Below are 14083 nucleotides of genomic sequence, written 5' to 3'. Positions count from 1 at the left end.
CCACATCCTCATCACGCGGACGATCACTCTCCGACCGCACCCGCTTGTAATGGTTGTAGACCGCGACCGACAACGCCTTCTTCGCCTGCTCCTGACCGACGACGTAGCGGTCGAGCAGGGCGCGGATCTCCTGCGGCTTCGGCGGCGCACCCGGCCCCTCGGCGGTGCGTCCGCCCGCCTCCTCCGCGATGAGCTCGTTGCACAGGCCGACGCAGCCGTCGCAGATGGCGTAGGGGCTGGGGCCCGCGATGAGCTTGCGGACCTCGCGCGGGGCCTTCCCGCAGAACGTGCAGGTCGGCTGGTAGCCGCCGTCGCCGGTGCGCGCCATGGGGGACATCTCCTCGGGGTCGTGCGTTCGCGGCGCCGATGCGCCGGCCGGCCGGTCCCGCAGACCGCCGGCTCCGCGCCGCCGGCCAGCACACCTCTCCGGGCTCGGATGGCCTTACCAGATGGTCTCATCATATACGCGACCGGTTATCGTGGTCCGGGACGATCGGCGCGCCGCGGCGAGGAGAACGATGGGCCGGCTCAGCAGAGCGCAGACGCAGGAGCGCAACCGTGCCAGAGTGCTGCGCGCCGCCCGCGCGGAGTTCGCGGAACGGGGCTTCCGGGACGCCAAGATCGACGCCATCGCCGAACGCGCCGAGCTCACGCGGGGCGCCGTCTACTCCAACTTCCCCGGAAAGCGCGCGCTGTACTTCACCGTCCTGGCCGAGGACACCGAACGCGCGGCGGAGCCGCCGGGGACCGAGCCGGGCGGCACCCCCCGCGAGGCGCTCGGCGCGTTCGCCCGCGCGTGGGTCGCCCGGCTGCCCCTCGCCTCCGACCAGCAGCACGGCGCGGCCCGCCTCGGCGTGGACCTGCTTCCCGAGGTGCTCGCCGACGAGCGGACCCGCCTGCCGTTCACCCAGCTCATGAAGCTCGACGCGCTCCTGCTCGGCCTCGCCCTGGAGCGGCTGCGCTCCCCCGCGCCGGCACCCGCGCCCCGCATGGTGCGGGTGGCGGAGGCCGCGCTCACCACCCTGCACGGCGCGAGCCAACTGGCCGCCGCCGCGCCCGGCTTCGTCGAGCCCTTCGACGTGGTGCGCGCCTGCGAGCGGCTCGCCGACCTCGATCTCGGCGACGGCTGGCCGCCGCCGCACACGGCCCACATCCGCGCCCAGACCCGGTCCGCCGACGAGCCGTGGTCGCCGCCGCCCGCCGTGGACGCCGTCCGCGGCGGCCCGGCGAGCCTCACGGGCGACGGCGTGGTCGCGGTGCTCGGCCTGCACCGGATCTCCGCGGTCGAGGAGGCGGTGCGGGCCGCGCCCCCGGAGGCCGACGTCACCGCCGTGCTCGTCACCGGCACTCCCGGCGAACTCGCCCCGCTGGCCCGGCTGGCCGTCGCCGAGGCGGTCGGCTGCCTCCGCGCGGCGTTCCCGCGCTCGGCGTGGCCGCGGCTGCGGGTGGTGCACGACGGCTCCGGCACGATCGCCGCGGCCGCCGGCGTCCCCGCCGTCAGCGACGCCACCGAGACCGCGGTCCGGGTGTCGGGCGGCCGGATCACCGCCCGCGCCGACGGCTACGGCGCGTGCCACGCGGCGGCCCTGGCGGAGCGGGGCACCGGCGTGTCGGGAGCGCGCTGGCCGTCCGGCGGCGGGGCGTGACTACCCGAATCGCCCGCGCGGTGCGGTGGCGGCGGCACAGCGCGGCAGTCCGCCGCCCCAGCCCGGCCGGCGGCCTGTCAGTACCCGCGCCAGCCGTCCCGCTGGTAGTCGATGATCCGCGGGTCGAGCAGCGTCGAGGCCGCGACCGGGTCGTCCGGGCGGCGGTCCTTCGGGAAGACCAGGGCGGCCTCCAGCGTGGCGTCGTCGAGGAAGCGCAGGCCGGGGTGGTCATCCGGGAGCTCGACGGGCGGGGGCTCGTCGCCGGGGGCGGCGAGGAAGTAGCCCCAGTTGCCGAAGCTCGGTACGTCGACGTTGTAGGGGGTGGCCTGCCAGCCGGCCTCGGCCAGGCCGGCGCCGATGCTCCAGAAGGCGTCCGGTGCGAAGTACGGCGACCCCGCCTGGACGACCAGGCGGCCCCCGGGTGCCAGCGCCCGGCGGACCAGGGAGTAGAACTCGACCGAGTACAGCTTGGCGGTGGCGACGTCGTCGGGGTCGGGCATGTCCGCGATGACGACGTCGAACCGCGTTCCGTTGCCGCGCAGCCAGTTGAACGCGTCGGCGCTGACGACCTCGACCCGCTCGTCGGCGAAGGAGTGCTCGTTGAGGCGGGCGATCTCCGGCTCCGTGCGGGCCAGGTCGACCACCGCCGGGTCGAGGTCGACGAGGGTGACGCCGCGGACGTCGGGGTAGCGCAGGATCTCGCGCAGCGCCAGCCCGTCGCCGCCGCCGAGCACGAGCACGTCGCCCCGTGGCCCGTTCATCGCCGGATGCACCAGGGACTCGTGGTAGCGGTACTCGTCGAGTGAGCAGAACTGCAGGTCGCCGTTGAGGAACAGCCGGGTGTCGGCGCCGTCGAGGGTCTGGGTGAGCACGATCTCCTGGTAGTCGGAGCGCTGCGCGTACACGACGGGGTCGCGGTAGAGCGCCTGCCGGGCGTCCACCTCGAACCGGCCGGACAGCGCGAACGCGGTCCCCAGCGCGGTGAGCACGACCGCGAGCCCGGCGGCGAGCGCCACGCGGCCCCACCTGGTCAGCCCGTCCCGGAACAGCCACAGCACGACCGCGACGCCCACGACGGCGTTCACCGCGCCGACCAGCAGCGTGCCCTCGACGAGGCCGAAGAGCGGCAGCAGGGCGAGCGGGAAGGCGAGGCCGCCGACCAGCCCGCCGATGTAGTCCGCGGCGAACAGGTCGGCGACGGCGCTGGCCGCCTCCTGCCGGCGGATCCGCTGGATCAGCGTCATCAGCAGCGGGATCTCCGCGCCGATGAGCGCCCCGATCGCGAACGCCGCCAGCACCAGGGCGGGCTGGTACAGCGAGAACCAGGCGAAGGCGGCGTACAGCCCGAGGATCGAGAGCCCGCCGACCAGGGACAGCAGCCCTTCGACCACCGCGAACCAGAACTCCGGGCGGCCGGTGAGCCGCTTGGACGCCAGCGACCCGACGCCCATCGCGAACACCATCACCGACATCACCACGGACGCCTGCAGGATGGTGTCGCCGAGCAGGTAGCTGCCCAGCGCCACCAGCGCCAGCTCGTACACCAGCCCGCACGCGGCGCAGACGAACACCGCGAGCAGCACGAGGAAGCGCGCCGCGCGCGGCGGCACCGGGAGCCGCGGCGGCGCGGGGGAGGCGCCGTTCCGGCCGGGCGGCGCCTCCTCCGCGCCGGTCGGCCGCGCGGCCGCGGCGGGGTCGGTCATCAGGAGATGGCCGCCGCGACCGTCACCGCCACCGCGAAGTGCGCGGAGGCGTTGACCCAGACCGCGGGGTGCGGCTCGCTCTCGGCGACGACCGCGCCGAGCTTTCCGGGCGTGAGCAGGTCGACCACCAGGAACGACAGGCCCATGAGCAGCAGGCCCACGACACCGTAGACGAGGGTGCCGAGCAGGCCCCACAGCAGGTCGTCGGGGCTGGCGAGGATGGCCGTGGCCACGACGACCGCGACCCCGAGCGTGTTGGCCGCGACCAGCAGCGTGGCGTTGCGGTTGCGGTGCGTCCAGATGAGCTCGTGCAGCTTGCCGGGGGTGAGCAGGTCGACGATGAAGTAGCCGAGCGCCATGAGGGCGGTGCCGACGACTCCGTAGGCGAGGCAGGCGCCGGCCTCGTAGAGCAGGTACATGGGGCCTCATTCTGTGTTGTCGGGATGGGGGGCACGGTGTGCGGTCGGTCCGGCCGGCTCACTTGCCGAAGCCGATGCCACCGCCCCGGAACGAGCTGCCTCCACCGCCGTAGCCGGAGGAGCTCCCGCTGCTGCCGTCACTGGATCCGCTGCCACCACGGGATCCGCTGACCCCGTAGGAGGAACCGCTGCCGCCGCGCGAGGACCGGCCGTCGCGGCAGCCCACGTAGTCGAAGTCCCCGGAGACGAGGACGTAGTCGCCACCGGCGCCGACGTGCACGTACTCGCCGTTGACGCGGTCGTAGCGGCCGTTGGCGGTATCGCGCCAGAACTCGCCGTCGACCAGGTCGTAGTCGCCGCCGTTGCGGTCGTAGACGTACCGGTCGTCCACGCGGTCGTAGTCGCCGCAGTCCCGGGCGGTCGAGCAGCCGTTGAGCGCCCAGAGCAGGACGGCCGCGGCGGCGACGCTGCCGGTGATCCCCACGATCCTCTTGATCTGCCCGTCGCTCACTGGTGGTCCTTTCCCTGGGGCCGCCCGGCGGGCGGGGTCGAGGCGGCGGCCCGGCCCGCGCCCGCGGAGCGCGGCAGGACGATGGAGGTGGCCGTGGCGACCAGCTCGCCCGCCTGCGGGTAGGCGTGCCACGTCCGCCAGGCGAGTCCGCGGGGGCCGGACCGGCGGACGAGCAGCGCGGTGACGGCGTGCGGGCTCCCGGGGAACCCCGCGACCAGGCCGCCCGGCGCGGCGGCGACCTCCGCGTGCACGCGGTCGACCCGTTCCGCGAACGCGCGCGGGCCGAGGACGGCGACGTGGTGGTCGAAGGTGTAGCCGGCCAGGTCGGCCACCTCGGGGGACGCCCGGTCGGGTAGACCGGTCAGCGCACCCGGCAGGCAGGCCACCGTCTCGACGAGCCGGAGCCCGTGTGCGCCGTACAGCAGGACCTGGTGCGACGCGCCGAGGACACGCAGCTCGACCCGGTGGCCCGCGACGGTGACGGTGCGGACGGCCAGCGGCTCGGTCGGCGGGTGGCCGAGGGTCCAGGTGAGGTCGCCGGCGCGGGTGTCGACGAACGGCGTCCGGCAGGTGGCCCGCATCGTCAGCCCGCCGGGAAGATGGTGAACTCGCCGGGGACGGACGTGACGCCGAGGCTCGGCTCCCAGCCGCCCCGGTCGAAGCGTTCGAATGACAGGCGCCTGCCGCCGGGGCCCTCGTAGTCGGCGTAGTCGACCCGCCCCTCGGGGCGCAGGCCGGTGGTCCCCTCGGAGCGGTAGGCGGCCGAGCCCCGCTCGCTCAGGCGGTAGCGGACGCCGTCGACCTCGATGGTGTCGCGGTCGGGTGCGAGGTCGAGGTCCGGGCGGCCGGTCCACAGCACCATCTGGAGGTCGGGGTCCTGCTCCACGGAGAGCCAGCGCCGGGCGCCCTCGACCTCCAGGAAGTGCTCCGCCCAGGTGGCACCGCCCTCCGACAGCCGGATCGTGCCCCGGATCCAGGTGCGCTCGGCGCCGAAGTCGAGCATGTCGCCGGCTTTGAGGGCGAGGGGGTCACCGCTGGTCTCGCCGACGTCGGCGAACGGGTCGCGCGGCCCGGCGGCGACCGGGACCGGCTCCGCCGGGCGGCCGGAGCGCAGCAGCGCATACACCGCCACGGCGATGAGAGCGGCTAGGACAGCGGCGATGACCAGGACCAGCACCAGGGTGGACACGTGGCTCCGTCCTTGGGTGTGCACTGCGCCACCGCGCGGGGGCCCAGCGGAGGGATGGGCGAGGGGTAATTCGTGATGAATCGGGTCCTACGACGATCAGGATGGCCTATCGGTTCCCGGTCTGCGCAAGAAGGCCCGCCCTGCTCGTCCGCGGTCGGCAGCCCCGGACGGTGCGCCGTGACGCACCGTCACGGAGCCGCACCGCGGACCGCCCCGTCCGGCGCGCCGGACGCGGACGCGGGACGGCCCCGGTGGACGGTGTCCACCGGGGCCGTGCGGACTCCGGCCGCCGCGGCGGGTCCGGCTCAGTCGTCGCCGCCCCAGCGTTCCAGGTAGGACCGCACGAAGGCGATGATGCCGGTGACCCCCGCGGCCGTGTAGACGGCGGGCCCGAGGGACTCGGCCGCCGACGTCACCAGCGCCGCGGAACCGGCCGCGAGGCCGGCCGCCTGCACGGCGACGAGCGCCACCCCGCCGACGAGGAACAGCCCGAGGCCGATACGGAACGCGATGTCGAGTGCTCTGGTCATGAGGAACCTCTGTCGCTCGTGAGTGGGGATCAGCCGGGGATCGGCAGGAAGCCGACCGCCACCAGGGCGCCGATCAGCAGGGTCGGCAGCACGTACCACAGCAGCAGCGGCACGAAGGTGCGGCTCGGATCGACGCCGGCGATGCCGCTCGCGATGTAGATCGGCGCGGCGCCGGGCGGCGACGCCCCCTCGGTCGAGGCGAACAGCAGCACCACGACCGCCGCCACGGTCGGCGAGACGCCCGCGGTCACCAGCGCGGTGAAGGCGACCGACCCCACGGCCACCATCGTGGCGGTGGCGGTGAGGGGTGCCGCCGCCGCGAGCACGATGACGCCGATGATCAGCGCCATGACGAAGGTCGGGGCCTCGACCCGCGAGAGCAGCGCGGTCAGCTCCTCGCCCATGCCGAGCTCGCCAAGGACGGTGGAGGCCGCGAAGGCGAAGAACAGGACGGCGCCGATGACGCCGTACTTGGGTCCGGCCTCGCCGAGCAGCCGCCACCAGCCCCGGCCGTCGCGCGGCAGGTTCCGGTACCCGACCGCGAGCGTGACCAGGATGACCAGGACCGGGATCCAGGTGATGAGGCTGACGGCGTCGACCGCGCCCTCGCCGGCGTGGCGGTCCAGCGCCGCGGCGACGGAGCCGGTGGTCAGCAGCACGGGCACGAGGATGCCGAGGAAGATCATCAGCGACCGCCAGCCCGCGGCGAACGTCTGGCGGATCGGCTGGATGTGCTCGGCGTCGACCGGTCCGATCCGGTACCGGCGCACGAGCACCCAGGTCAGCACCAGCCGGTACAGCAGCAGCCACGCACCGCCGACGAAGAGCGCCAGGAAGATCGACTCGGCGGAGACGAGCGAGCTCACGGCACCCAGACCGGTCAGGATGAACAGTGACGAGCTCGGCGGGAAGGCGATGCCCAGGCCGGCGTTGCCGGCGACCATGGTGGCCGCCAGCCGCGGGTCGATGTTTGCGCGCATCATCCAGGGGATGGTGATGGAGCCGACGGCCGCGGCGTTGCCCGACCCGGAGCCGGAGATCGTGCCGAAGAGCGCGGAGGCGACCGTCGAGACGTAGGCCGGGCCGCCGCGGAGCCGGCCGAGCAGCGAGTTGAGCATGTTGACCAGCCGGTCGACCAGCCCGGTGCGGGAGAGCAGGAAGCCCATGAAGACGAACGCGGAGGCGGCGAACACGACCTCCTCCGTCGCCGCCGCCGTCAGGCCCGCCCAGACCAGGCGGGGCGCTTCCAGGCCGCCGAAGAGCGCGACGACGACGAAGCCGAGGATCATCGCCTCGCCGATGCCGCGTTTGACGACGACGTTCCACAGGATGATGACGCTGATGTAGGCGACGAACGCCCAGAGGCCGACCATGGTGCTCCTTCTGCGTCAGCCGGAGAGGCCGGGGCAGCGGCCCCGGAGGGACGGCCGGGCGCGCGGTGGGCGCCCGGCCGGGTGAGCCGGCCCTAGTGGGGGGTGCGGCTGAGGTGGTCGGCGAGCGCGAGGGTGCGCCGCGCTGACTCGACGATGGGCGCGTCGACGAACCGGCCGTCGCCCAGGGCGATCGCGCCGGCGCCGTCCGCGGCGCCGTTCTCGGCGGCGGTGCTGATCTCCCGGGCCCGCGCCACCTCGTCCTCGGTGGGGGTGAACGCGTCGCGGATGACCGGGAGCTGGTGGGGGTGGATGGCCGTGCGGCCGAACATGCCGAGGTCGCGCCCGGCCCGGCAGGAGGCGAGCAGCCCCTCGGCGTCGCGCACGTCGGTGTAGACCGACATCGCCGGACGCGGCAGGCCGGCGGCCGCCGCCGCGAGCGCGACGCGGGAGCGCAGCCAGCCGTACGCGGCGTCACCGCGCAGGCCCAGCTGCGCCGCGAGGTCGGCCTCGCCGAGCGCGAGTGCCCGGACCGCGGGGTGCCGGGCGATCGCGGGGGCGTTCTGCACACCCGCCGCCGTCTCCAGCAGGCCGTGCACGGCGGTGCCCTCGCCGAGCCGCCGGACGACGAGGTCGACGTCCTCGGGGCCCTCCACCTTCGGCACCCGTACCGCGTCCGGCCGGGCGTCCGCGGCGAGGCCGGCGAGGGCCGCGAGATCGCGTGCGCCGTGCTCGCCGCGCGGGGCGTTGATCCGGACGTGCACCTGGGGGCGGCCGCGGGTCGGCCCGGCGAGGTCGGACAGGAAGTCCACGACGTTGCCCCGCGCCCGGTCCTTGGCGCCGGCGAGCACGGCGTCCTCCAGGTCGAGGATGACGGCGTCCGCGCCGCTGGCCACCGCCTTGGCGAACCTCTCCGGCCGGTCCCCGGGGACGTAGAGCCAGGTGACGAGGGGCGGTTCCGCGGTCACGCGACCACCCCCGCGTCGCGCAGTCGCCGGATGTCGGCGCCGGTGTAGCCGAGCTCGCCCAGGATCTCGTCGCTGTGCGCGCCCAGCGGCGGGCCGGCCCACCGGATCTCACCCGGCGTCTCCGAGAGCCGGAACGCCACGTTCTGCATGGCCACCGAACCGAGCTCGTCGTCGGGGACGTGCACGATCGAGCCGAGGGCCGCGTACTGGGGGTCGGTCACGATGTCGCGGACGTCGTAGATGGGCGCGACCGCGGCCTGCGCCTTCTCGAAGGCGGCGATCACCTCGTCGGCGTCGCGCTCCGCGATCCAGCCGCCCACCGCGGCGTCCAGCTCGTCGGCGTGCTCGGCCCGCGTCCGGCCGGAAGCGAACCAGGGCTGCTCGACGAGGTCGGGGCGGCCGACGAGCCGCACCACCCGCTCCGCGATCGTCTGCGCGCTGGTGGAGACGGCGAGCCACCGGCCGTCGCGCGTGCGGTAGGTGTTGCGGGGCGCGTTGCTGGAGGAGCGGTTGCCGGTCCGCGGCGGGACCGCGCCGAGCGCGTGGAACGCGGTGATCTGCGGGCCGAGCACGGTGAGGACCGGCTCGATGATCGCCAGGTCGACCACCTGCCCGCGCCCGGTCTCCTCGCGGGCCCGCAGCGCCAGCATGACGGCGTAGGAGACCGCGAGGGCCGCGATGCCGTCGGCCAGCGCCAGCGGGGGCAGGGTCGGCGGGCCGTCCGGTTCGCCGGTCATGGCGGCGAACCCACTCATGGCCTCGGCGAGGGTGCCGAACCCGGGCTGGCCCGACATCGGCCCCTTCTGCCCGAACCCGGTGACACGGGCGATCACCAGCCGCGGGTTGACCTCCCACAGGCGTTCGGGGGCGAGGTTCCAGCGTTCGAGGGTCCCCGGGCGGAAGTTCTCGATCAGCACGTCCGCGTCGGCCACCAGCCGCCGGGCGACCTCCTGGCCGTCGGCGGTGGAGAAGTCGACGGCGGTGGTCCGCTTGTTGCGGGACAGCAGCTTCCACCACAGGCCGACGCCGTCCTTGGCCTGGCCGTGGCCGCGTGATGGGTCGCCGCGCCGCGGATGCTCGACCTTGATCACGTCGGCACCGAAGTCGCCGAGGTAGGTGGCGGCCATGGGACCGGCGAACAGGGTCGCCGCGTCGATGACACGCACGTTTCCGAGCGGTTTCATATCCTGCATCTTATAAATTATGAGATGCAGGTCAACCCCTTGTGTGATCCGTGACGCAGCGGTCACTCGACTAGACTGGCGCCGTCCACATCTGCATGGGAGGAGACGGGCCTGTGGCTCGCGGCAGCACCGGCGGCCCGACTCGGGCGAGCGCACGCCCTCCGAGCAGCAAGGCGGACTACGTCCACGAGGCGCTGCGCCAGGAGATCCTCGACGGCACGCTTGCCCCCGGCAGCGCGATCGGTCAGGAGGAGATCGCCGCACGGCTCGGCGTCTCCATCACCCCGGTGCGCGAGGCGCTGCGCCGGCTGGAGAGCGACGGCCTGATCTCCTACCGCGCCCACCGCGGCGCCACGGTCTCCGAACTCGGCAGCGACGCGGTCGAGGAGCTCTACCTGCTGCGCGCCGCCGTCGAGGGGCTCACGGCGCGGCTCGCCGCCGCCCGCGTCACCGACGACCAGCTCGCCCGGCTCCGCGAGGTGCACCAGCGCATGCTGGACGCCGACGCCGAGTCCGACGCGCGGGCGCTCGCCCAGGACAGCCGGCTCTTCCACCAGATGGTCGCCGAGATCGGCGGCCCCGCCTTCCTGGCGGCCCACGTGCGCTCCATCCGGCAGAACAACCCGGTGCCGCTGTCGGTGTCGCTCTGGAACGACCCGGAGAACTCCCGCCACTTCCTTGACGCGCACGCCCGGCTGCTCCGGGCCCTTGAGGAGGGGGACGCCGACTCCGCGGAGCGCGTCATGGCCGAGCACATCCGGGCCAGCGCGGCGGCCCGGGCGTCGGACTCCGCACCGCCGCCCTCCGGGCCGGACGCGTGAGCGGATCCGGCGCCGCCTGATGGGGGCGGCTCCGCCCCCGAGCTCACCCGGGCGGCCGGTCCCGTACCCGGGGCTGACGCGGCCCCGGCGGACACGCCACCGAGGCCGCCGCCTCCCGGGAGCCCTCGCCGGCTCATCCGCCGAGGTCTTCCGCCGCATCACGTCCGCCAGAGGACCGTGCCTTCCGCATCGCACAGGACCGCGCAGCCGGAGTCCTCGACCCGCAGTTCCGCGCCCGGCCCGGCTGCCGCGTGGGAGCGCCACACCGGGTGGCCCTGCGCGTCATGGAGCACGAGGCCGCCGTCCTCGTGCAGCGCCAGGGCGCCCACCGTGGCGCCATGCGTGTTCGACGCCCACAGCGCGCCCGGGTGGCTGCGCGCGTACAGCACGAGGTTGCCGTCGTCCTGGTGCACCAGCCGGAACTCACCCGACGGCGAAGCCAGCGCACCCCGCGCGAGCACCTCGCCGACCCGCATGACCGCCCCCTGGGCGGGCGGACCGGACGGGACCCCGCGCTGCTTCGTCCCGGTCGCCCACAGCCGCGCACCGTCCGCGCCGTACAGCACGACGTCGCCGTCGTCGCCCACCACCAGCCGCGCGCCCGGCCTGCCCGCGGTGCCGCTCCGCCACAGCGGGTGTCCGTGCGCGTCGGAGAGGACGAGATTGCCGTCGACGTACAGCGCGAGGACGCCGACGGAGCAGCCGTCGGTACCGGTCGCCCACAGCGCGCGGCCGTCCCGGTCGCTGTAGAGCACCAGGTTGCCGTCATCCTGGTGCACGAACCGGTAGGCCCCCGAGGGCGAGGCGAGCGTGCCCTCCGCGAGGACCTCCCCGGGCCGCATCGCGGCGCCCCGGGCCGGCGGCCCGGTCGGGATCTCGCGCCGCCTCGTCCCGGTGCCCCACAGCCGCATGCCGTCCGCGCCGCGCAGCACGACGTCGCCGTCGTCGCCCACTTCCAGCCGCGCGCCCGGGTTGCCCGCGGTACCGGTCCGCCACAGCGGAGCGCCATGCGTGTCGTGGAGCACCAGATCGCCGTCGCCGTACAGCGTGAGGACGCCGACGGAGCAGCCGTCGGTACCGGTCGCCCACAGCGCGCGGCCGGCCGGGCCGCAGTAGAGCACCAGGTTGCCGTCATCCTGGTAGACGAGCGTGTGGTCGCCCGACGGCGAGGTGAGGCTCTGCCGGCGCAGCGTCTGCCCGGCCAGCATCACGGCGCCGCGCGCCACCGGCCCTTCGGGAAGCGGGCGCTGCACGGTGCCGGTGGCCCACAGGCGGCCGCCGTCGGCGCCGTACAGCACGGTGTCGCCGTCGTCGCCCACCACCAGCCGCGCGCCCGGCCTGCCCGCGGTGCCGCTCCGCCACAGCGGGTCGCCGTCCGCGTCGGAGAGGACGAGATCGCCGTCCTGCCCCAGTTCGGCCGTCCCCGCCTCGGTGCCCCAGGTGTTACTGGCCCACAGGGCGAGCCCGTCGCGGTTGCGGTAGAGGACGAGGTTGCCGTCGTCCTGGTGGATCAGGGTGTACTCGCCCGAGGCGGAGGTGAGGCTCTGCCTGCGCAGCGCCTGGCCGGGCAGCAGGGTGGTGCCGTGGACGGCCTCGTCCACGAGTGCCCCCGCCACGTCACCGTCATCGCCGGCCTGGGGGCGGCCGCTGCTGGTGCGGACGGCGGCCACGGCCGCCGTCGAGCTGCGGGTGGCCACGGCTGACGGCATGGCGGGCGTGAACTGCTGCGGCACCATCGGGGCCAGCGGAGCCGCCATGGGACGGACCGCCAGGAGGGACGGTCCGTCCGCCGGCGCGGCAGCGGCCTTGTCCGTGCGCAGCTCCTCGGGGAAGCGCCATTCCAGCCCGGCCCCGTCCACGAGCACCGGGACGTAGCCGCTGTCCTCGGTGACGGGCTCGCCCTGGTCGCGGTAGTGCCGCAGCCCGGCCGGCCGCCCGTTCTCCAGGGCCCCGGCGATGTCGTCGAGCAAGTGCGCCAGCCCGAGCCACTCGGCCGTCTCGTCGTTGACGCCGTCGTGCTCCCACCGCATCACGCAGCCGTGCCGCTCGCCGTCGCGGAGGTCGACGTACAGGTGGTCGCCCGCTCCGTCCTCCGCGATCGGCAGGAACCGCGGTGAGTAGCCGTGGGGCGGGGTGCCGGCCGTGCCCTCGTCCGGCGGCGGGGTGCCGCCGCCGTGCGGTTCGCGGACCGGGCCGGTGCCGGGGCCGTGGAAGGAGAGCGCGCTGTCCCGGATGTCGAGGGCGGTGTCGAGGTCGACGAAGTGGTGGAACGGCGCGAGCTCCACACCGTCGGGACGTTCGAGCGACCACCAGAGCCGTAGTTCGGGGGGCAGGGGGAAGCCCAGGCGCTTCTCGGCGGCGCGGAGCTCGTCGTCTCCGGCGCCGGAGGCGAGGGCGTGCGGGAGGTGCGCGGCGGTCCAGTCGAGGATGCGCCGCCATGACTCGTCGATGGGAGGGAACACGGAGCGAAGCATGCCAACGGCGACCGACATTCGGCGGCCGGCGGGCACCGGCGGCCCGCTCGGTGCCCGGAGCCGGGTGGGAGCGGACCCGCCGGCCCTCAGCCGCGCACCTCGTGCCGGGCCACCGTCCAGGCCCGCGCCTGCTCGCTGACGGTGACTCCCAGCCCGGGGCGGCCGGAGACGTGCATGCGTCCGCCGGAGATCTCCAGGTGCTCGTCGAACAGCGGGTCCAGCCACTCGAAGTGCTCCACCCAGGGCTCGCGCGGGTAGGCGGCGGCCAGGTGGACGTGGATCTCCATGGCGAAGTGCGGGGCCAGCTGGAGGTTCCGCTGGTCGGCGAGCGCCATCACCTTGAGGAACTGGGTGATCCCGCCGACGCGCGGCGCGTCCGGCTGCACGATGTCCGCGGCCCCCAACCGGATGAGTTCGGCGTGCTCGGCCACACTGGCCAGCATCTCACCGGTCGCGATGGGGGTGTCGAAGGCCGAGGTGAGCGCGGCGTGCCCCTCCGCGTCGTAGGCGTCGAGCGGCTCCTCGATCCACACCAGGTCGAACTCCTCCAGGTCGCGGCACATCCGCCGGGCGGCCGGCCGGTCCCACTGCTGGTTGGCGTCGACCATGAGCGGGATGCCGTCCCCGAGGTGCTCGCGGACCGCGGCGACCCGGGCGAGGTCGACGGCCCGGTCCGGGTGCCCCACCTTGATCTTGATGCCGCCGATGCCGCTGGCCAGCGAGGCCGTGGCTCGCTCCAGGACCTCCTCGACGGGGGCGTGCAGGAACCCGCCCGAGGTGTTGTAGCAGCGCACGGAGTCGCGGTGCGCGCCGAGCAGCTTGGCGAGCGGCAGTCCGGCGCGCTTGGCCTTGAGGTCCCACAGCGCGACGTCGAACGCGGCGACGGCCTGGACCGACAGGCCGCTGCGGCCCACCGAGGCCCCCGCCCACACGAGTTTGTCCCAGAGCCGGGCGATGTCGCTGGGGTCCTCGCCGATCAGCGCGGGCGCGATCTCGCGCGCGTGCGCGAACTGGCCGGGTCCGCCGGCGCGCTTGGAGTAGCTGAACCCCACGCCCTCGTGCCCGGACTCGGTGCTGATCTCGGCGAAGAGCATGGCGACCTCGGTCATCGGCCGCTGCCGGCCGGTGAGCACCTTGGCGTCGCTGATCGGGGTGGGGAGCGGCAGGGTGACCGAGGACAGCCGGACCCCGGTGATCCGGTCCAGTGTGGCGGCGCCGGCCGATGCGGCGGCGGTGGCGGGGGTGGTCATGGGCGGTGCCTCCAGGGG

At 74.7% G+C, this 14083-nt stretch carries 14 protein-coding genes; 2 read left to right on the top strand and 12 right to left on the bottom strand.

Annotated features, from left to right (window positions below; all coding sequences use genetic code 11):
* A partial coding sequence (locus DEF28_RS21615) for a ClpX C4-type zinc finger protein (RefSeq protein WP_309485840.1) occupies positions 1-328 on the bottom strand: 328 nt, incomplete at its 3' end.
* A 190-nt stretch (positions 329-518) separates the two neighbouring features.
* On the opposite strand from DEF28_RS21615, the gene DEF28_RS21610 reads away from it, so the two are divergent.
* Positions 519-1646 (top strand): TetR/AcrR family transcriptional regulator, encoded by a 1128-nt coding sequence (locus DEF28_RS21610; RefSeq protein ID WP_114399631.1) that lies wholly within the window; start codon positions 519-521, stop codon positions 1644-1646.
* A 77-nt stretch (positions 1647-1723) separates the two neighbouring features.
* On the opposite strand, the gene DEF28_RS21605 is transcribed toward DEF28_RS21610, so the two are convergent.
* The 9 genes from DEF28_RS21605 to DEF28_RS21565 form a co-directional block, all read right to left on the bottom strand.
* A complete protein-coding gene (locus DEF28_RS21605; RefSeq protein WP_114399630.1) occupies positions 1724-3349 on the bottom strand; it encodes a polyamine aminopropyltransferase in 1626 nt (541 codons plus the stop codon).
* Positions 3349-3768 carry a DUF350 domain-containing protein gene (locus DEF28_RS21600; RefSeq protein ID WP_114399629.1) on the bottom strand — a complete coding sequence of 140 codons (420 nt, stop codon included), beginning with the start codon at positions 3766-3768 and terminating at the stop codon, positions 3349-3351. The genes DEF28_RS21605 and DEF28_RS21600 overlap by 1 nt, the downstream gene beginning before the upstream one ends.
* A gap of 58 nt (positions 3769-3826) precedes the next feature.
* Positions 3827-4279, bottom strand: coding sequence for a hypothetical protein (locus tag DEF28_RS21595; protein ID WP_114399628.1), 453 nt, complete (start codon positions 4277-4279; stop codon positions 3827-3829).
* Entirely contained in the window at positions 4276-4860 is a 585-nt protein-coding gene (locus DEF28_RS21590) for a DUF2617 family protein (RefSeq protein ID WP_114399627.1), read from the bottom strand. The genes DEF28_RS21595 and DEF28_RS21590 overlap by 4 nt, the downstream gene beginning before the upstream one ends.
* Positions 4861-4862: 2 nt before the next feature.
* Positions 4863-5468, bottom strand: a complete 606-nt coding sequence (locus DEF28_RS21585; RefSeq protein WP_181874392.1) for a DUF4178 domain-containing protein — start codon at positions 5466-5468, stop codon at positions 4863-4865.
* A gap of 305 nt (positions 5469-5773) precedes the next feature.
* Complete coding sequence (locus DEF28_RS21580; protein ID WP_114399626.1) at positions 5774-5998, bottom strand: hypothetical protein; 225 nt, start codon at positions 5996-5998, stop codon at positions 5774-5776.
* A 29-nt stretch (positions 5999-6027) separates the two neighbouring features.
* Positions 6028-7371, bottom strand: a complete 1344-nt coding sequence (locus DEF28_RS21575; protein WP_114399625.1) for a TRAP transporter large permease subunit — start codon at positions 7369-7371, stop codon at positions 6028-6030.
* Between the two features lie 92 nt (positions 7372-7463).
* Positions 7464-8336, bottom strand: coding sequence for an HpcH/HpaI aldolase/citrate lyase family protein (locus DEF28_RS21570; RefSeq protein ID WP_114399624.1), 873 nt, complete (start codon positions 8334-8336; stop codon positions 7464-7466).
* The gene (locus DEF28_RS21565; protein ID WP_114399623.1) at positions 8333-9520 is read right to left on the bottom strand and encodes a CaiB/BaiF CoA transferase family protein; all 1188 of its coding nucleotides are present in this window, start codon (positions 9518-9520) and stop codon (positions 8333-8335) included. Before DEF28_RS21565 ends, DEF28_RS21570 begins: the two co-directional genes overlap by 4 nt.
* A gap of 113 nt (positions 9521-9633) precedes the next feature.
* Here DEF28_RS21565 and DEF28_RS21560 point away from each other — a divergent pair, with 113 nt between their 5' ends.
* The gene (locus DEF28_RS21560) at positions 9634-10341 is read left to right on the top strand and encodes a GntR family transcriptional regulator (protein WP_233515462.1); all 708 of its coding nucleotides are present in this window, start codon (positions 9634-9636) and stop codon (positions 10339-10341) included.
* A gap of 158 nt (positions 10342-10499) precedes the next feature.
* On the opposite strand, the gene DEF28_RS21555 is transcribed toward DEF28_RS21560, so the two are convergent.
* Together DEF28_RS21555 and DEF28_RS21550 are read right to left on the bottom strand one after the other, a co-directional pair.
* On the bottom strand, positions 10500-12803 hold the full coding sequence (locus tag DEF28_RS21555; protein ID WP_158562892.1) for an SMI1/KNR4 family protein: 2304 nt from the start codon (positions 12801-12803) through the stop codon (positions 10500-10502).
* A 98-nt stretch (positions 12804-12901) separates the two neighbouring features.
* Positions 12902-14065 (bottom strand): L-talarate/galactarate dehydratase, encoded by a 1164-nt coding sequence (locus DEF28_RS21550; RefSeq protein ID WP_114399620.1) that lies wholly within the window; start codon positions 14063-14065, stop codon positions 12902-12904.
* Between the last annotated feature and the right edge of the window lie 18 nt (positions 14066-14083).

This window comes from Marinitenerispora sediminis (genome assembly GCF_003336425.1).
GTDB classification, from domain to species: domain Bacteria; phylum Actinomycetota; class Actinomycetes; order Streptosporangiales; family Streptosporangiaceae; genus Marinitenerispora; species Marinitenerispora sediminis.
Note: the sequence above shows the minus strand (reverse complement) of the source record. Positions and strands in the feature narration are given on the sequence as shown.

Coding starts and splice junctions, on each gene's coding strand:
- DEF28_RS21610 (WP_114399631.1), top strand. CDS start 519: ATGGGCCGGCTCAGCAGAGCGCAGACGCAGGAGCGCAACCGTGCCAGA.
- DEF28_RS21605 (WP_114399630.1), bottom strand. CDS start 3,349: ATGACCGACCCCGCCGCGGCCGCGCGGCCGACCGGCGCGGAGGAGGCG.
- DEF28_RS21600 (WP_114399629.1), bottom strand. CDS start 3,768: ATGTACCTGCTCTACGAGGCCGGCGCCTGCCTCGCCTACGGAGTCGTC.
- DEF28_RS21590 (WP_114399627.1), bottom strand. CDS start 4,860: ATGCGGGCCACCTGCCGGACGCCGTTCGTCGACACCCGCGCCGGCGAC.
- DEF28_RS21580 (WP_114399626.1), bottom strand. CDS start 5,998: ATGACCAGAGCACTCGACATCGCGTTCCGTATCGGCCTCGGGCTGTTC.
- DEF28_RS21575 (WP_114399625.1), bottom strand. CDS start 7,371: ATGGTCGGCCTCTGGGCGTTCGTCGCCTACATCAGCGTCATCATCCTG.
- DEF28_RS21565 (WP_114399623.1), bottom strand. CDS start 9,520: ATGAAACCGCTCGGAAACGTGCGTGTCATCGACGCGGCGACCCTGTTC.
- DEF28_RS21550 (WP_114399620.1), bottom strand. CDS start 14,065: ATGACCACCCCCGCCACCGCCGCCGCATCGGCCGGCGCCGCCACACTG.